We start from the raw sequence: 16,194 nt of genomic DNA on the forward strand, positions 1-16,194 counted from the left end.
ATTATTTAGAATACAATTCTACAATCAAGCTTTCGTTGATTTCAGCAGGTAAATCAGAACGATCTGGTGCAGCTTTAAACGTACCTTCAAGCTTAGAGTGATCAACTTCGATCCAAGCTGGAATACCACGTTGAGCAGCCAATTCAATCGCGTTTTTAATACGCAATTGTTGTTTAGCACCTTCGTGAACCGCAATTACATCACCAGCTTTAACTTGAATAGATGCGATGTTTACACGACGACCATTCAAAGTAATGCTACGGTGACTTACTAACTGACGAGCTTCTGCACGTGTAGAACCAAAACCCATGCGATAAACAACGTTATCAAGACGGCTTTCAAGCAATTTCAACAAGTTCTCACCAGTTGCGCCTTTAACACGAGCTGCTTCTTTATAGTAGTTACTAAATTGACGCTCTAACACACCGTAAATACGACGGACTTTTTGTTTTTCACGTAATTGTAGTGAATACTCAGATTGCTTACCACCGCGAGCCTGACCATGTTGACCAGGTGCTTTGTTAGCTTTTTTAGTTTTGACGTCAAATGGTTTAACGCCAGATTTAAGTTGCAGGTCTGTCCCTTCGCGGCGAGAGAGTTTGCATTTTGGACCAATATAACGAGCCATGAATGTTTCTCCTTACACGCGACGTTTTTTAGGTGGACGGCAACCGTTGTGAGGAATTGGAGTCACATCGGTAATGCTGTTAATCTTATAACCCACTGCGCCTAATGCACGAACCGCAGACTCACGACCTGGACCAGGACCTTTTACAAGGACGTCAAGGTTTTTCAAACCGTAATCTAAAGCTGCTTTACCAGCAACTTCAGCAGCTACCTGAGCAGCAAACGGAGTTGATTTACGTGAACCACGGAAGCCTTGTCCACCTGAGGTGGCCCAAGCCAATGCATTACCTTGACGATCGGTAATCGTAACAATGGTGTTATTAAAAGACGCGTGAATGTGTGCAACACCTTCAGAGACGGTACGAGTGACCTTCTTGCGTGTGCGAGTATCTTTAGCCATCTTTTAGCTTCCAGAAATCTTACTTTTTAATCGGTTTGCGCGGACCTTTACGGGTACGTGCGTTAGTTTTGGTGCGTTGACCACGGACAGGCAAGCTGCGACGATGACGAAGGCCACGATAGCAACCTAAATCCATTAAACGTTTAATGTTCATGGAAATTTCGCGACGTAAGTCACCTTCGGTAGGAACCTTAGCAACTTCTGCACGAATCGCATCAAGCTGTGCATCGTCCAACTCACGGATCTTAGTAGTCTCAGTAATACCAACTGCAGCTAAGATGTTCTTAGCAGTGTGGCGACCGATACCAAAGATGTAAGTGAGGGAGATAACAGCATGCTTGTTATCCGGAATGTTTACACCGGCAATACGAGCCATTCACTTTTCTCCAAAAAGGCAGTAGAGATAATCAACCGCCCCACAAAAATCTTGAGGGGCGGATATTAACCCAATTCGCCTACTGAAATCAACAGGTCTTGATTAGATTAACCTTGACGCTGCTTATGACGAGGTTCTGCGCTACAAATCACGCGAATAACCCCATTACGACGGATAACTTTACAGCTACCACAAATTTTCTTTACAGAAGCTTGTACTTTCATGATGAAACCTCTAAGTGCGCTTATCCCTTAGGATGAGCAGTCGTTTTTCTCATTAATGTTTGATTGTCATATTGATGAGAAGTTAAATGCGCTTGTAGCTGAGCCATAAAGTCCATAACAACAACGACTACAATGAGTAATGAGGTACCACCCAAATAGAATGGAATACCAAAAGAACTTTGTAGAATCATTGGCATCAAACAAATGACTGTAATATAAATCGCACCAATAAACGTCAAACGATTAAGAATATGATCTAAGTAACGAGCAGTTTGCTCACCTGGGCGAATACCAGGCACATAAGCTCCGCTGCGTTTTAGATTTTCTGATACTTCCTTAGGGCTAAATACTAAAGCCGTATAAAAGTAACAGAAAAAGATAATTAACGCACCAAAGAGCACCAAATACAAAGGCTGTCCAGGCGACAATACTAAAGCTAAATCTTGTAAACTACGTTTAATTAAACCAGCATTCGGATCTGCACTTCCTACCCATTGCCCCAAACTAGCCGGGAACAAGAGTAAAGAGCTCGCAAAAATCGCAGGAATCACACCAGCCATATTAATTTTCAACGGTAGATGTGTTTGCTGAGCTGTAAATATACGACGCCCTTGCTGCTTCTGTGCATAGTTTACTGGAATACGACGCTGTGCTTTTTCAATAAACACAATCGCTGCCAATACACCAAGAGACAAAAGACCAAAGATAACAAGACCAATTAAACTTGTTTGACCATTATCGACAGATGATACTGATTGCATAATTAATTTAGGCAAACCAGCAACAATACCTGCAAAAATAATCATTGAGATACCATTACCGATACCTCTTTCAGTGATCTGTTCACCTAGCCACATTAAGAACATAGTTCCTGCGACAAGTGATGTAACTGCAGGTATATAAAAAGCAAGACCACTAGATAGAGTAATACCCTGTCCAATAAGACCTGCACACATACCCACTGCCTGAACCACTGCAAGTAATAATGTACCCTGACGCGTATATTGATTAATTTTACGTTTACCTTGCTCCCCTTCCTTTTTCAAGGCTTCGAGAGAAGGAATCACTGTAGACATTAACTGCACAATAATTGATGCAGAAATATACGGCATGATTCCCAAAGCAAGAATCGACATTCGCTCTAAAGCACCGCCAGAAAACATATTGAATAGCCCAAGAATAGTTCCTTGGTTTGCATGAAATAAATTTTCTAACGCAGCATTATTAATGCCTGGTACTGGAATATGCGCTCCTAGTCGAAAGACCAGCAATGCACCGATTAGAAAACTCATCCGGCGAATAATTTCACGATATTTCACGTGAAATGGCTGACCTTTCATCATGTTGACATGACCTGAAGAACTAGGAGACATAGACACTCGAGATTACTCCTCGACTTTGCCGCCAGCTGCTTCAATTGCAGCTTTAGCGCCTTTAGTCAATGCAACACCTTGAACAGTGAATGCACGAGTGATTTCACCAGAAAGCACGATACGAGCGCGAATTTGATCGCGACGAACAACATTCGCAGCTTTTAAAGTTTCAAGGCTAACGATGTCGCCTTCCACTTTACTTAACTCAGACAAACGTACTTCAGCAGTTTTTAAAGCGATTTGGCTAGTGAAACCGAATTTAGGTAAACGACGATAAATCGCTGTTTGACCGCCTTCGAAACCTGGACGAACGCCACCACTTTTACGTGATTTTTGACCTTTGATACCACGACCACCAGTCTTACCAACGCCAGAACCGATACCACGGCCTAAACGACGGTGTTCACGTTTTGCACCTTCTGCAGGTGCAAGCTCATTTAAACGCAGAGTCATGGCTTATTCCTCTACACTAACCATATAGTAGACTTTGTTGATCATACCACGGTTAGAAGGCGTATCTTGCACTTCTACAGTATGACCAATACGACGCAGACCTAAACCTTGTAAGCAAAGCTTGTGATTTTTCAAGCGATGTGAAGAAGATTTAGTCTGGGTAACTTTAATCGTTTTCATGATTGATTACCCTTGAATTTCTTCTACTGATTTACCACGTTTCGCAGCGACTTTCTCAGGAGAAGTCATATCACGCAAACCTTTAAAAGTTGCGTTTACTACGTTAGCAGCGTTAGTAGAACCATAACATTTAGCAAGTACGTTATGTACACCTGCAGCTTCAAGAACGGCACGCATTGCACCACCAGCGATTACGCCAGTACCTTCTGAAGCAGGTTGCATGTATACACGGCTTGCACCATGACGAGCATTCACAGGGTGTTGTAAAGTAGTACCAGCAAGGTCTACAGTGATCATGTTACGACGTGCAGCTTCAAGTGCTTTAGAAATAGCAGCTGGAACTTCACGAGCTTTACCACGACCAAAACCTACGCGACCATTACCATCGCCCACAACAGTTAATGCTGTGAAAGAGAAGATACGACCACCCTTAACAACCTTGGCTACACGATCAACGGCAACCAGCTTTTCAACGAGACCTTCGTTTTGTTCAACTTTTGCCATGATTAGAACTCCAAGCCGCCTTCACGAGCAGCATCAGCCAAGGCTTTGATACGACCATGATATTTAAAACCAGAACGGTCAAATGCAACTTTAGTAACGCCAGCTGCTTTAGCACGTTCTGCGATTAAAGCACCAACTTTCGTCGCAGCTTCAATATTACCAGTAGTACCACTACGTAAAGATGCATCTAAAGTTGAAGCTTGCGCTAAAACTTTGCCACCATCTGCTGAAATAACTTGAGCATAGATGTGACGCGGAGTGCGGTTTACACACAAACGAGTCGCACCCAATGCACGGATGTGCAAGCGTGTGCTTTTCGCACGACGCAAACGGGATTGTTTCTTTTCGTTCATAAGAACCTCGCGCCTTATTTCTTCTTAGCTTCTTTACGAAGAATGACTTCATCCGAATAACGAACACCTTTACCTTTATATGGTTCAGGAGAACGATATGCACGGATTTCTGCCGCTACTTGACCTAACAACTGCTTGTTTGCTGATTTCAAAATGATTTCAGTAGCAGTTGGAGTTTCCGCTGTTACACCTTCAGGTAAAGCGTAGTCAATTGGGTGTGAGTAACCAAGGTTAAGGTTTACAACTGTACCTTTAACCGCAGCTTTATAACCAACACCAACTAGCTGCAACTTACGTTCGAAGCCTTCGCTAACACCTTTAACAAGGTTGTTCAATACAGCGCGAGCAGTACCAGCTTGCATCCAAGCATCTTTCGATTCTTTAGCTGGAGCAAGTTGAAGTTTACCTTCTTCCTGTTTTAGCTCGACCAGCGCATGCAGGTTGAAAGACAATGTACCTTTGCTGCCTTTCACTTCGACCTGCCGGCCGTTCTGAGTAACTGTTACACCATTTGGTACAGTTACTGGGGCTTTAGCCACACGAGACATGAGGAATCACCTATTAAGAAACAAAAGCAATAACTTCACCACCGATGCCCGCAGCACGTGCAGCGCGATCAGTCATGATGCCTTTGCTTGTAGAAACAATTGCAATACCTAAACCTTGCTTAACGCTTGGAAGTTTATCTTTACCACGGTATTGGCGAAGGCCTGGACGGCTTACGCGCTTAACCATTTCGATAACTGGCTTGCCTTCGAAATATTTTAAAGTAATAGTCAAAGTAGATTTTGTCTCTTCTTGAGCAACTTCTACGTTTGAAATATAGCCTTCTTGTTGAAGTACGTTTGCAATAGCAACTTTCAACTTAGAAGACGGCATAGAAACAGTTTGTTTCTTAGCCATTTGTGCGTTACGAACACGTGTTAGCATGTCGGCAACGGTATCTTGCATACTCATTTAGTCGCTCCTTACCAGCTTGCCTTAACAACGCCTGGTACATCACCTTGCATTACTGTGTCACGTAATTTGTTACGGCTTAAACCGAACTTACGGAAGTAACCATGAGGACGACCAGTTAAACCACAACGGTTACGAAGACGTACCGGAGATGCATTACGTGGCAATGCTTGTAACTTTAACATCGCTTCGAAACGTTCTTCGTCGCTCGCATTTACATTTGCAATAGTAGCTTTTAATTCAGCACGTTTTGCAGCGTATTTAGCAACAGTTTTTTCGCGTTTCAATTCGCGATTAATCATACCTTTCTTAGCCATATCGACCTCTTATTTGAACGGGAAGCCGAATGCACGCATAAGCGCACGGCCTTCGTCATCGGTGCGAGCAGTCGTAGTAATAGTAATATCCATACCACGAATACGATCAATCTTGTCGAAATCGATTTCAGGGAAAACGATTTGCTCTTTCAAACCCATTGAGTAGTTACCACGACCGTCGAAAGATTTCGCTGAGAAACCACGGAAGTCACGGATACGAGGGATTGCGATAGAGATCAAACGGTCCAAGAATTCGTACATTTGGTCGCCACGTAAAGTAACTTTACAACCAATTGGCCAACCATCACGGATTTTGAAACCAGCGATAGATTTACGTGCAAGAGTAACTACTGGTTTTTGACCAGCAATTAATTGCATGTCAGCTACAGCGCCGTCTAATAATTTCTTATCAGTAGCTGCTGCGCCTACACCCATGTTAAGAGTGATTTTTGTGATGCGAGGAATTTCCATCACATTCTTAATGCTAAGTTCTTCTTGTAACTTCGCTTTAAGTTCGTCGTTGTAACGTGCTTTAAGTCTGGCCATTGCCTTTTCAACCTATTACTTCGCTACCGCCACTGATTCACCAGTTGATTTGTAAACGCGAGTTTTCACGCCATCAATCACTTGGTAACCAACACGGTCAGCCTTCTGGGTTGTAGCATTTAAAATTGCCACGTTTGAGATATGAAGCGAAGCTTCTTGAGTAACGATACCGCCTTCAGCGCCAGTTACACGATTCGGCTTTTGATGCTTCTTCACTAAGTTAAGGCCTTCAACCTTAACGCGGTCTTCAGAAACAGACAAAACAGTACCCTGTTTGCCTTTTTCTTTACCTGCGATCACGATAACCTGATCGCCTTTTTTAATCTTAGCCATGATTGCCTCTTATAGAACTTCAGGAGCCAATGAAATGATTTTCATGAACTGTTCAGTACGAAGTTCACGAGTCACTGGTCCGAAGATACGAGTCGCAATCGGAGCTTTGTTGTTGTTCAAAATAACTGCAGCGTTATCATCAAAACGGATCACAGAACCATCTGGACGACGAATGCCGAACTTAGTACGAACTACAACTGCATTCATCACGTCACCTTTTTTAACACGTGCGCGTGGAATAGCTTCTTTTACAGTAACTTTAATAATGTCGCCAACAGAAGCATAACGACGATGTGAACCACCAAGTACTTTAATACATTGTACGCGGCGAGCACCACTGTTGTCTGCTACGTCGAGCATAGTTTCGGTTTGAATCATTGCCCTACTCCAAAACCGAGCATCACCGGTCACAATTTCGAAAGGCTCAAAGAGTACTCGAAATTGACCGATGATGCAACAAGAACGTCGAATTACTCAGCAGCTGCTTCAACTACTTCCACTAAAGTCCAAGCTTTAGTTTTAGAAATTGGGCGGCTTTCTTTAATGGTTACAACATCGCCAATTTTAGCAACGTTGTTCTCATCATGAGCGTGTAACTTAGTTGAACGGCGAATTGATTTGCCATACAACGGGTGTTGAACGCGGCGTTCGATAAGGACAACAATAGATTTGTCCATTTTGTCGCTTACTACTTTGCCGGTTAACGTGCGGACTGTTTTTTCACTCATTGTCCGTTCCCCTGTTTTTCGGTAAGGAGTGTCTTAATACGAGCAATTGTCTTACGAGCAACTTGCACTTCGTGCGATTTACCCAACTGACCAGTTGCTTTCGCCATACGAAGACGGAATTGGTTAAGCTGTTGCTCATCAAGCAAAGCTTTCAACTCTTCTACCGATTTTTCACGTAGATCTTTAGTTTTCATTACATTACCGTCCGAGTCACGATAGTGGTTTTAAACGGAAGTTTAGCAGCAGCTAAAGCAAAAGCTTCACGTGCCAAGTCTTCGTTCACACCTTCAATTTCGTACAGGATCTTACCTGGTTTGATCTCACAAACCCAATATTCCACGTTACCTTTACCGTTACCCATACGAACTTCTAATGGTTTTTCGGTAATTGGTTTGTCCGGGAATACGCGAATGAAGATTTTACCACCACGTTTAATACGACGGCTAATGGTACGACGTGCAGCTTCAATCTGACGTGCAGTCATACGACCACGCTCAGTTGCTTTAATTGCAATCGAACCAAATGATACTGTACTACCACGATGTGCTAGACCAGTGTTACGGCCTTTGTGCACTTTACGGAATTTGGTACGTTTAGGTTGCAACATGGATTATTCTCCCTTGTCAGCAGCACGGTCACCGCGACGACCACGACGCTCTTGACCTTCACCACGACCACGACCGCGTTTAGCTGGACGTTCTTCAGCAGGAGCAGGGTTCATGACTTGTTTCATGCCACCTAAAATCTCACCACGGAAAATCCAAACTTTAACACCAATCGTACCGTAAGTAGTTTCAGCACGCATAGTTGCATAGTCGATGTCCGCACGAAGAGTGTGCAAAGGTACACGACCTTCACGATACCATTCTGTACGAGCGATCTCTGCACCACCTAAACGGCCAGAAACTTCAACTTTGATACCTTTAGCACCAGCACGCATAGTGTTTTGAACCGCACGCTTCATAGCACGACGGAACATTACACGTTTTTCTAATTGAGAAGCGATTGCTTCAGCAACTAAACGCGCGTCCAAGTCTGGGCGATCAATTTCGTTGATGCTTACTTGCGCTGGAACACCCATGATGTTGGTAAGTTCGCGCTGTAATTTTTCAATGTCTTCGCCTTTTTTACCGATTACGATACCAGGACGAGCTGTGCTAATTGTTACTTTAGCAGCACCTGATGGACGTTCGATAAGAATATTGCTAACCATCGCATTCTTAAGTTTTTTAGTTAAAAACTCACGAACTTGAAGATCTTTAAGCAAGTATTCAGCGTATTGTTTCGGATTCGCATACCAGTTAGCGTTATGACGTTTCACAACACCTAGGCGGATACCGATTGGATGAACCTTCTGACCCATATCAAACCCCTACCTTAACGGTGATGTGACAAGTACGCTTAGTAATACGATCTGCACGGCCTTTAGCACGTGGCATAATACGTTTAAGGCTCATGCCTTCGTCAACGTAAATCGTAGAAACTTTAAGGTCGTCAACATCTAAACTGTTATTGTGTTCAGCGTTTGCAATTGCAGATTCCAATGCTTTTTTAATTAAAACTGCAGCTTTTTTGTTGCTGAAGTTCAAGATGTTTAAAGCATGTGCAACAGACTTGCCACGGATTAAGTCCGCAACCAAACGTGCTTTTTGTGCCGAGATAGCGGCACCGCGTAATTTAGCAGTTACTTCCATCATGACACCTATTAACGTTTAGACTTCTTGTCAACACCGTGACCACGATAGGTACGAGTTGGCGCGAATTCACCGAGTTTATGACCAACCATATGCTCAGTAACAATTACTGGAACGTGGTTACGGCCATTGTGAACAGAAATTGTTAAACCAACAAAGTCTGGAAGGATCATCGAACGACGAGACCAAGTTTTGATCGGCTTGCGAGAGTTACTAGCAACAGCCGCTTCAACCTTAGCGAACAAGTGCGCATCGACGAATGGGCCTTTTTTCAGAGAACGAGGCATTAGTCAGATTCCTTTACTTGACGCGACGGTCGCGAATAATCATCTTAGTCGTACGCTTGTTGGTACGTGTCTTGTACCCTTTAGCTTTTTGACCCCATGGGCTTACAGGTTGAATACCTTTGTTACGCCCTTCACCACCACCGTGTGGGTGATCAATCGGGTTCATCGCCATACCACGTACGGTAGGACGAACACCACGCCAGCGTGCAGCACCAGCTTTACCTAATGAGCGAAGGTTGTTTTCTTGGTTAGAAACTTCACCAATTACAGCGCGGCATTCAACGTGTACTTTACGCATTTCGCCTGAACGAAGACGAATGATTGCGTAAGAACCATCACGACCCAACAATTGAACAGAAGCACCAGCAGAACGTGCTAATTGAGCACCTTTACCGATTTTAAGTTCAACGTTATGAAGTGTAGAACCGATTGGCATGTTACGAAGTGGTAAACAGTTACCTGGACGAATTGGAGCATCGTTACCAGATTGTACTTTATCACCAGCACGCAAGCCTTTAGGCGCAATGATATAACGACGCTCACCGTCAGCATATTTCAATAATGCAATATGCGCTGTACGGTTTGGATCGTATTCAATACGTTCTACAACAGCAGGTACGCCATCTTTGTTACGTTTGAAGTCAACGATACGGTAATGTTGCTTATGACCACCACCAACGTGACGAGTAGTAATGTGACCGTTGTTATTACGACCACCAGTACGTTTCTTTGCTTCTACCAACGGTGCATAAGGCGCGCCTTTGTGAAGATGGTCATGAACCACTTTCTCTACAAAGCGACGTCCTGGAGACGTTGGCTTACATTTTTGAATCGGCATAATTTTCGTCCTTATTCCGCTGCGCTTTCAGCGGTATCGCCCAAGTCAGCCATTTCAACATCTTGGCCGGCTTTCAGGGTGACGTATGCTTTTTTAACATCAGAACGACGTCCTAATGTACGACCAAAGCGCTTAGTCTTACCTTTAGTAATAGTTGTGTTAACTTTAACAACTTCTACACCAAAAAGTTTTTCAACTGCTTTTTTGATTTCAAGTTTAGTAGCGTTGATATCTACTTTAAATACTTGAACACCAGCAGTATCACCTAAAACTTGTGCCTTTTCTGAGAAGACTGGTCCTTTTAGGACTTGATAGATACGTTCGTTGTTCATCCGAGTTCTACCTCAATTTTCTTAGCAGCAGCTACAGACATCACAACTTTATCAAACGCGATCAAGCTTACAGGATCGATTGCAGTTGCATCTACCACATCAACGTGTGGAAGGTTGCGCGCTGCAAGATATAAGTTCTCATCTACAGCATCTGTAACGATCAAAGCACGAGCTGCATTTAAATCGTTAAGTTTTGCAAGCAATTCTTTAGTTTTTGGAGCAGCAACAGCGAACTCTTCAACTAAAACAAGGCGATCTTGGCGAACAAGTTCAGCTAAGATACATTGCATTGCACCGCGATACATTTTACGGTTTACTTTTTGAGACCAATCTTGTGGACGAGCAGCAAAAGTTTTACCACCACCAACCCAGATTGGGCTACGAATAGAACCCGCACGAGCGCGACCAGTACCTTTTTGACGGAATGGTTTTTTACCACCGCCAGAAACGTCTGCACGTGATTTGTGAGCACGAGTACCTTGACGACCACCTGCTAAGTAAGCAGTAACAACTTGGTGTACAAGAGCTTCGTTAAATTCACGTCCGAAAGCTACTTCAGACAATTCAACAGCAGAGCCGGAAACAGTTTTTAAATTCACGGTATTTCCCCTCAGGCCTTGATGGTAGGACGTACAATAACGTCACCGCCAGTTGCACCAGGAATTGCACCCTTAACAACCAAAACTGAACGTTCAGTGTCAACAGATACGATTTCAAGACCTTGTACTGTTACGCGTTCATCACCTAAGTGACCAGCCATTTTTTTGCCTTTGAACACGCGTCCAGGAGTTTGGTTTTGACCTGTAGAACCTAAAACACGGTGAGAAACAGAGTTACCGTGAGTAGCATCTTGGGTACGGAAATTCCAACGTTTAACACCACCTTGGAAACCTTTACCTTTTGATTGACCAGTTACGTCAACAATTTGACCAACTGTGAACAAATCAACGCCAATAGTACCGCCAACTTCACGGCCTTCAAGCTCAGCTTCAGTAACACGAAACTCTTTAACTAAACGACCAGCAGCAACACCCGCTTTAGCGAAGTGACCTTTTTGAGCGTTAGTTACGCGAGACTCGCGACGTTCACCAGTAGTTACTTGAACAGCTTGATAACCATCAGTTTCAAGTGTTTTGATTTGCGTAATGCGGTTTGGATCGACTTCGATGACTGTAACAGGTACAGAAACACCAGCATCTGTAAAGATGCGAGTCATACCACATTTGCGACCGACTAAACCAATAGCCATGTGCATAAACCTCTAAAAAAGCGGCCTAATTAACTAATCGTTAATTAACCGAAAGCCTTAACCCAAAGCGATCTGAACATCAACACCAGCTGCAAGATCTAACTTCATCAATGCATCAACAGTTTTATCTGTAGGTTGAACGATGTCGATCAAACGTTTGTAGGTGCGGATTTCGTACTGGTCACGCGCATCTTTGTTAACGTGCGGTGAAGTAAGAACGTTGAAGCGTTCGATGCGAGTAGGCATCGGAATTGGACCACACACTTGTGCGCCGGTACGCTTAGCGGTTTCTACGATCTCTTGAGCAGATTGATCAATCAGACGATGATCAAAAGACTTAAGACGGATACGAATTCTCTGGTTAGACATACCAGTAAACTCCAAGCCAAATATATAAAGAATCACCTTTGACGCATCTCACCTATCTGGTAAGTGTCAAAGGCAGTGATAATCACCAAGGTCGTGATCGATGCCACGACTGTAATGCACATTTACTACTTTCTTCGCAGTAAATGCCCTCTTCTTGAGGGTCGCTCATTATAACGATTGTTTAAGTCTTATGCAATTCTCTTTTTCTATTTTCTGCTCAATTCATCCTTTTTCTCATCAACTCTATATTTTTATTGATTGACCACGAACTCTATTGCCCTGTTTAAAAGTTGATTGCCTTGTTCAAACTTTTGGATGTCGCAATGATGTAGTTCATCTAAAGATTGGACATACTCACCTTTAAAAATAGAAAGCTCTTGTTCGTTCTCTAAAAGAAGATTTAATACCTTCGGTGTCATTTCTGGATGAAATTGAAAACCAAGAACATTTGAACCAATTTGGTACATCTGGTTACGACAAACTGAGTTCTCTGCTAAATGAATCGCACCTTTAGGAATCTCAAAAGTTTCACTATGCCACTGCATTACATTTATTTTTTCTGGTAATAAAAAGCTTTCTTTAGGTAAATTCGGCACCCTTTGTACGGTCGACCATCCCAATTCTTGATAACGGTTTCTACTAACGGCGGCTCCTAGTGCATTGGCAATAAGTTGCCCTCCGAGACAAAGTCCTATCGCAGGCTTTCCCGCCGCCAAATAACGACGTATCCATCTTTTTTCTATTTTTAACCATGGATAATTTGCCTCATCATTTACACTCATGGTTCCCCCCATAATAAGTAGCAAATCCACATCTTCAATGTGTGGCAATGCTTCTATTTCCAAAGGGAGATCAACTGGAAGTGCAAAAAACTCTGTAGCTGTTATCGTTGCATGGTGTGCTTTTAAGAATGAATAGCAGCTTCCAAAACCTTCGCCAGCAATATGTTGAAAATAGTGAACACGTAAATGCGACTTCATGCGCTTAAACCTATTGTTGTTAGAATGTTGGTTTGATCTTTGCAAAAATAAAGCCAAGTTTTAGTGAATGTTACACTAGTAACGAAACATCTTAGAAATAATCAAAAATCTAGCAGTTAAGTAAGTTTTCTCTTAATCTAATCTCATTATGTAAAGTATAGCGCCCCATGAAAAAGCATAACAATTTCCAAACCCAACTCATTCATGCACCACGAAAAGCACCTCAATTTATTGAAACCGTGCAACCTCCCTTATTTCGTGCATCAACTATTATTTTTAAATCAACTTCGCACCTTTTTGACCGTCATTGGACCGATCCTTATGACTATAGTTATGGCACCCACGGTACACCTACGACATTTACACTAGGCGACAATATTGCTCAAATTGAGGGTGGTTTATACTGCCTACTTGCTCCAAGCGGGTTATCTGCGATTAATCTCGTAAATTCTGCTGTGTTAGCAACAGGTGATGAAGTTTGGGTGCCAGACAACATATATGGTCCGAATCTGGAACACCTAAACTACTTAAAAGATCAATATGGAATTAATGTTCAAGTTTATAACCCGATTGATGTCTCAAGTTTCCAGCCTTCTGATAAAACCAAGTTGCTATGGTTAGAAGCAGCAGGTTCTGTCACTCTTGAATTTCCAGATCTCAAAGCACTAGTAAAAAAAGCAAAAGCGCATGGCGTTTTAACTGCACTCGATAATACTTGGGGAGCTGGCCTCGCCTTTAATGCTTTTGATTTTTCCGATGAGCATTTATCAGTGGATTTAACCATTCATGCGCTTACCAAATATCCAAGTGGTGGTGGCGATATTTTAATGGGAAGTGTGGTAACTCGTGATGAGAAGTTACATCACCGTTTGTTCCGAATGCATGCCATTTTAGGGATTTCGGTATCTGGTGATGATACCGCCCAAATTCAACGTAGTCTTGCGCATATGTCATTAAGGTATGAGCAACAATCGAATAATGCTAAAACCCTACTGACATGGTTAAAAGAACAATCTCAGTTTGCACAAGTTCTACATCCAAGCGATAAAGCTGCACCTGGTCATCAATACTGGCAAGAAATTTGCTCAACAGGTAGAAGTGCAGGCTTAGTGAGTGTTGTGTTCAAATCTGATTATGATATTTCAGCAGTACGCCGTTTTTGTGATGCTCTTAAGCTATTCAAACTTGGTTTTAGTTGGGGAGGACCGGTGAGTCTCGTCATGCTTTATGATTTAAAAATGATGAGAAAACTTGAAAATACACATTTACAACAAGGTTTATTGGTTCGCTTCTGTATAGGGCTAGAAGATCCACAAGATTTAATTCAAGATATCGAAAATGCTCTGAAACAAATGTAAAACGACAACATCAATAGTGGCTCACACTAAGGGATAAAAATATATGGGTACACCGATTGTTATTGCAAAAAATATTAACGACACATCAAAAGAAATTGTTTTACTTTCCCAATTTGCCAACCGGCACGGCCTGATTGCAGGTGCGACCGGTACAGGTAAAACAGTCACCCTAAAGGTGCTCGCAGAGAGTTTTTCTCGAATCGGCGTTCCCGTCTTTCTTGCCGACGCAAAAGGTGATGTTTCAAGTCTCGCAAAAGCTGGTGAAGCTTCGGATAAATTTAATGAACGCTTAAAGCTTTTACAGATCGACAGTGTTCCATTTGCAGCCAATCCAGTTGTTTTCTGGGATTTATTTGGCCAGCAAGGCCACCCTATTCGAACCACTATTTCTGAAATTGGGCCAATTTTATTAGCACGTATACTCAACTTAAATGACACCCAAGAAGGTGTTTTATCTGCCGTATTCCGTATCGCAGACGACCAAGGGTTACTTCTGGTCGACTTTAAAGATTTAAAAGCCATGATCACTTTTGTAAGTGAACATGCAGCTGAGTTTAAAGCCGAATATGGCAACCTATCTCCAGCCAGCTTAGGCGCTATTCAACGCAATCTTCTTGCTCTTGCCGACCAAGGTGGAGAGCAGTTTTTTGGAGAGCCAGCTTTAAATATTCTGGACTTTATACAAACCGACGCAAATGGGCATGGTTATATCAATATTCTTGCGGCTGACAAGCTCATGAATACACCTAAGCTATATGCTACTTTCCTATTATGGATGCTTTCAGAATTATTTGAACAGCTTCCAGAAGTTGGTGATATGGATAAACCTAAACTCGTGTTTTTCTTTGATGAAGCTCACCTGTTATTCGACAATGCCAGTCAAGCTTTACAAGAAAAAATTGAACAGGTTGTACGTTTAATTCGTTCTAAAGGTGTGGGAATTTATTTTATTACCCAAAACCCGCTCGACTTACCAGAAAGTGTTTTAGGGCAACTCGGCAACCGTGTACAACATGCTTTACGTGCCTTTACTCCTAAAGATCAAAAAGCAGTAAAAACAGCAGCAGATACATTCCGCTCTAATCCCGATTTTAAAGTAGATGAAGCAATTACCGAGCTCGGTGTAGGTGAAGCACTGATTAGTTGCCTAGATGAGCAAGGTACACCTCAAATTGTAGAGCGTGGATGGGTTATGCCTCCTTACTCTTCTTTTACACCTATCACTCCAGAAGAGCGTCAGACCTTAATCTCGCAAAGTATTATTGCCGGGGTTTATGAACAAGCTGTAGATCGTGATAGTGCCTATGAAATGCTCCAAAATAAAGTGGCTGAACGGGAACAGCAAAAACAAGATGCAGAACTCGCAAAACAGCAAGCGAAAGAACAGGAAACTTTAGCGAAGCAACAAGCCAAAGAACAAGAGCGTCTAGCACGTGAACAGCAAAAAGAAGAGGAACGTGCGGCGCGTGAAAGAGCTAAACTTACTCAAGATATTGTCGGAACTTTTGCAAAAAGTGCTGCTCGCAGCTTAGGTGGTAGTACTGGCCAAAAGTTAGTACGGGGACTACTCGGCTCATTATTTGGAAAATAAAATTTATTTTTAAATCAGTATATTAATTTAAGGGATTTTATATCCCTTAAATTTTTTAAGGTTTTTATTAAAAAGCTATTGCTACAACCATTTTAAAGATGTATTTTAAATACATCTTATATAGC

At 42.5% G+C, this 16,194-nt stretch carries 29 protein-coding genes; 2 read left to right on the forward strand and 27 right to left on the reverse strand.

The features are described from left to right. Nucleotide 1 precedes the first annotated feature (1 nt). From rpsD to RFX69_RS09460, 27 genes are all read right to left on the reverse strand, one after another. Nucleotides 2-628, reverse strand: a complete 627-nt coding sequence (gene rpsD / locus RFX69_RS09330; RefSeq protein WP_000135204.1) for a 30S ribosomal protein S4 — start codon at nt 626-628, stop codon at nt 2-4. A gap of 12 nt (nt 629-640) precedes the next feature. Then, complete coding sequence (rpsK, locus tag RFX69_RS09335; protein WP_001040166.1) at nt 641-1,027, reverse strand: 30S ribosomal protein S11; 387 nt, start codon at nt 1,025-1,027, stop codon at nt 641-643. A gap of 19 nt (nt 1,028-1,046) precedes the next feature. Then, the gene (gene rpsM, locus RFX69_RS09340; RefSeq protein WP_000090815.1) at nt 1,047-1,403 is read right to left on the reverse strand and encodes a 30S ribosomal protein S13; all 357 of its coding nucleotides are present in this window, start codon (nt 1,401-1,403) and stop codon (nt 1,047-1,049) included. 107 nt (nt 1,404-1,510) lie between these two features. Continuing rightward, nucleotides 1,511-1,627, reverse strand: a complete 117-nt coding sequence (rpmJ, locus tag RFX69_RS09345; protein WP_000867907.1) for a 50S ribosomal protein L36 — start codon at nt 1,625-1,627, stop codon at nt 1,511-1,513. A 20-nt stretch (nt 1,628-1,647) separates the two neighbouring features. Then, entirely contained in the window at nt 1,648-2,967 is a 1,320-nt protein-coding gene (gene secY / locus RFX69_RS09350) for a preprotein translocase subunit SecY (protein ID WP_002000592.1), read from the reverse strand. Between the two features lie 45 nt (nt 2,968-3,012). Then, on the reverse strand, nt 3,013-3,453 hold the full coding sequence (rplO, locus tag RFX69_RS09355; RefSeq protein WP_000175340.1) for a 50S ribosomal protein L15: 441 nt from the start codon (nt 3,451-3,453) through the stop codon (nt 3,013-3,015). 3 nt (nt 3,454-3,456) lie between these two features. Beyond that, complete coding sequence (rpmD, locus tag RFX69_RS09360; protein WP_000849088.1) at nt 3,457-3,633, reverse strand: 50S ribosomal protein L30; 177 nt, start codon at nt 3,631-3,633, stop codon at nt 3,457-3,459. A 6-nt stretch (nt 3,634-3,639) separates the two neighbouring features. Continuing rightward, nucleotides 3,640-4,137: a 30S ribosomal protein S5 gene (gene rpsE / locus RFX69_RS09365; protein WP_001141025.1), complete on the reverse strand. Its 498-nt coding sequence runs from the start codon at nt 4,135-4,137 to the stop codon at nt 3,640-3,642. Between the two features lie 2 nt (nt 4,138-4,139). Next, nucleotides 4,140-4,490, reverse strand: coding sequence for a 50S ribosomal protein L18 (rplR, locus tag RFX69_RS09370; RefSeq protein ID WP_001003194.1), 351 nt, complete (start codon nt 4,488-4,490; stop codon nt 4,140-4,142). Nucleotides 4,491-4,504: 14 nt separating this feature from the next. After that, nucleotides 4,505-5,038: a 50S ribosomal protein L6 gene (rplF, locus tag RFX69_RS09375; RefSeq protein ID WP_000091932.1), complete on the reverse strand. Its 534-nt coding sequence runs from the start codon at nt 5,036-5,038 to the stop codon at nt 4,505-4,507. 13 nt (nt 5,039-5,051) lie between these two features. After that, on the reverse strand, nt 5,052-5,447 hold the full coding sequence (rpsH, locus tag RFX69_RS09380; RefSeq protein ID WP_000062616.1) for a 30S ribosomal protein S8: 396 nt from the start codon (nt 5,445-5,447) through the stop codon (nt 5,052-5,054). 11 nt (nt 5,448-5,458) lie between these two features. Further along, complete coding sequence (gene rpsN, locus RFX69_RS09385) at nt 5,459-5,764, reverse strand: 30S ribosomal protein S14 (protein ID WP_001074624.1); 306 nt, start codon at nt 5,762-5,764, stop codon at nt 5,459-5,461. Between the two features lie 9 nt (nt 5,765-5,773). Then, nucleotides 5,774-6,310 (reverse strand): 50S ribosomal protein L5, encoded by a 537-nt coding sequence (gene rplE, locus RFX69_RS09390; protein ID WP_000113197.1) that lies wholly within the window; start codon nt 6,308-6,310, stop codon nt 5,774-5,776. A gap of 15 nt (nt 6,311-6,325) precedes the next feature. Then, on the reverse strand, nt 6,326-6,643 hold the full coding sequence (gene rplX, locus RFX69_RS09395; protein WP_001062685.1) for a 50S ribosomal protein L24: 318 nt from the start codon (nt 6,641-6,643) through the stop codon (nt 6,326-6,328). 9 nt (nt 6,644-6,652) lie between these two features. Then, on the reverse strand, nt 6,653-7,021 hold the full coding sequence (gene rplN / locus RFX69_RS09400) for a 50S ribosomal protein L14 (RefSeq protein WP_001982634.1): 369 nt from the start codon (nt 7,019-7,021) through the stop codon (nt 6,653-6,655). A 92-nt stretch (nt 7,022-7,113) separates the two neighbouring features. Next, on the reverse strand, nt 7,114-7,371 hold the full coding sequence (gene rpsQ, locus RFX69_RS09405; RefSeq protein WP_001291845.1) for a 30S ribosomal protein S17: 258 nt from the start codon (nt 7,369-7,371) through the stop codon (nt 7,114-7,116). Next, nucleotides 7,368-7,565 carry a 50S ribosomal protein L29 gene (gene rpmC, locus RFX69_RS09410; protein WP_000849928.1) on the reverse strand — a complete coding sequence of 66 codons (198 nt, stop codon included), beginning with the start codon at nt 7,563-7,565 and terminating at the stop codon, nt 7,368-7,370. The genes rpsQ and rpmC overlap by 4 nt, the downstream gene beginning before the upstream one ends. Next, nucleotides 7,565-7,978: a 50S ribosomal protein L16 gene (gene rplP, locus RFX69_RS09415; RefSeq protein ID WP_000941215.1), complete on the reverse strand. Its 414-nt coding sequence runs from the start codon at nt 7,976-7,978 to the stop codon at nt 7,565-7,567. The genes rpmC and rplP overlap by 1 nt, the downstream gene beginning before the upstream one ends. A gap of 3 nt (nt 7,979-7,981) precedes the next feature. Further along, nucleotides 7,982-8,734, reverse strand: a complete 753-nt coding sequence (gene rpsC / locus RFX69_RS09420) for a 30S ribosomal protein S3 (protein ID WP_000529922.1) — start codon at nt 8,732-8,734, stop codon at nt 7,982-7,984. 1 nt (nt 8,735) lies between these two features. Beyond that, entirely contained in the window at nt 8,736-9,065 is a 330-nt protein-coding gene (gene rplV, locus RFX69_RS09425) for a 50S ribosomal protein L22 (protein WP_289333018.1), read from the reverse strand. An 11-nt stretch (nt 9,066-9,076) separates the two neighbouring features. After that, nucleotides 9,077-9,352 (reverse strand): 30S ribosomal protein S19, encoded by a 276-nt coding sequence (gene rpsS, locus RFX69_RS09430; protein ID WP_001138119.1) that lies wholly within the window; start codon nt 9,350-9,352, stop codon nt 9,077-9,079. Between the two features lie 13 nt (nt 9,353-9,365). Then, entirely contained in the window at nt 9,366-10,190 is an 825-nt protein-coding gene (gene rplB, locus RFX69_RS09435) for a 50S ribosomal protein L2 (protein WP_001122317.1), read from the reverse strand. Between the two features lie 11 nt (nt 10,191-10,201). Further along, the gene (gene rplW / locus RFX69_RS09440; RefSeq protein WP_001058538.1) at nt 10,202-10,522 is read right to left on the reverse strand and encodes a 50S ribosomal protein L23; all 321 of its coding nucleotides are present in this window, start codon (nt 10,520-10,522) and stop codon (nt 10,202-10,204) included. Beyond that, nucleotides 10,519-11,121 carry a 50S ribosomal protein L4 gene (gene rplD, locus RFX69_RS09445; protein ID WP_001050255.1) on the reverse strand — a complete coding sequence of 201 codons (603 nt, stop codon included), beginning with the start codon at nt 11,119-11,121 and terminating at the stop codon, nt 10,519-10,521. The genes rplW and rplD overlap by 4 nt, the downstream gene beginning before the upstream one ends. An 11-nt stretch (nt 11,122-11,132) precedes the next feature. Further along, nucleotides 11,133-11,771, reverse strand: a complete 639-nt coding sequence (rplC, locus tag RFX69_RS09450; protein WP_001982642.1) for a 50S ribosomal protein L3 — start codon at nt 11,769-11,771, stop codon at nt 11,133-11,135. A gap of 57 nt (nt 11,772-11,828) precedes the next feature. After that, nucleotides 11,829-12,140 carry a 30S ribosomal protein S10 gene (gene rpsJ / locus RFX69_RS09455; RefSeq protein ID WP_000070912.1) on the reverse strand — a complete coding sequence of 104 codons (312 nt, stop codon included), beginning with the start codon at nt 12,138-12,140 and terminating at the stop codon, nt 11,829-11,831. A gap of 251 nt (nt 12,141-12,391) precedes the next feature. After that, nucleotides 12,392-13,120: a type 1 glutamine amidotransferase gene (locus RFX69_RS09460; RefSeq protein WP_000835293.1), complete on the reverse strand. Its 729-nt coding sequence runs from the start codon at nt 13,118-13,120 to the stop codon at nt 12,392-12,394. Nucleotides 13,121-13,287: 167 nt separating this feature from the next. Between RFX69_RS09460 and RFX69_RS09465 the strand changes: the two genes are divergently transcribed. Together RFX69_RS09465 and RFX69_RS09470 are read left to right on the forward strand one after the other, a co-directional pair. Continuing rightward, complete coding sequence (locus RFX69_RS09465) at nt 13,288-14,478, forward strand: PLP-dependent transferase (RefSeq protein ID WP_000716510.1); 1,191 nt, start codon at nt 13,288-13,290, stop codon at nt 14,476-14,478. Between the two features lie 43 nt (nt 14,479-14,521). Beyond that, the gene (locus RFX69_RS09470; RefSeq protein ID WP_000537113.1) at nt 14,522-16,069 is read left to right on the forward strand and encodes a helicase HerA-like domain-containing protein; all 1,548 of its coding nucleotides are present in this window, start codon (nt 14,522-14,524) and stop codon (nt 16,067-16,069) included. Nucleotides 16,070-16,194 lie beyond the last annotated feature (125 nt).

It is taken from the genome of Acinetobacter sp. 148, from assembly GCF_031196675.1.
In the GTDB taxonomy this organism is placed as follows: Bacteria; Pseudomonadota; Gammaproteobacteria; order Pseudomonadales; family Moraxellaceae; genus Acinetobacter; species Acinetobacter baumannii.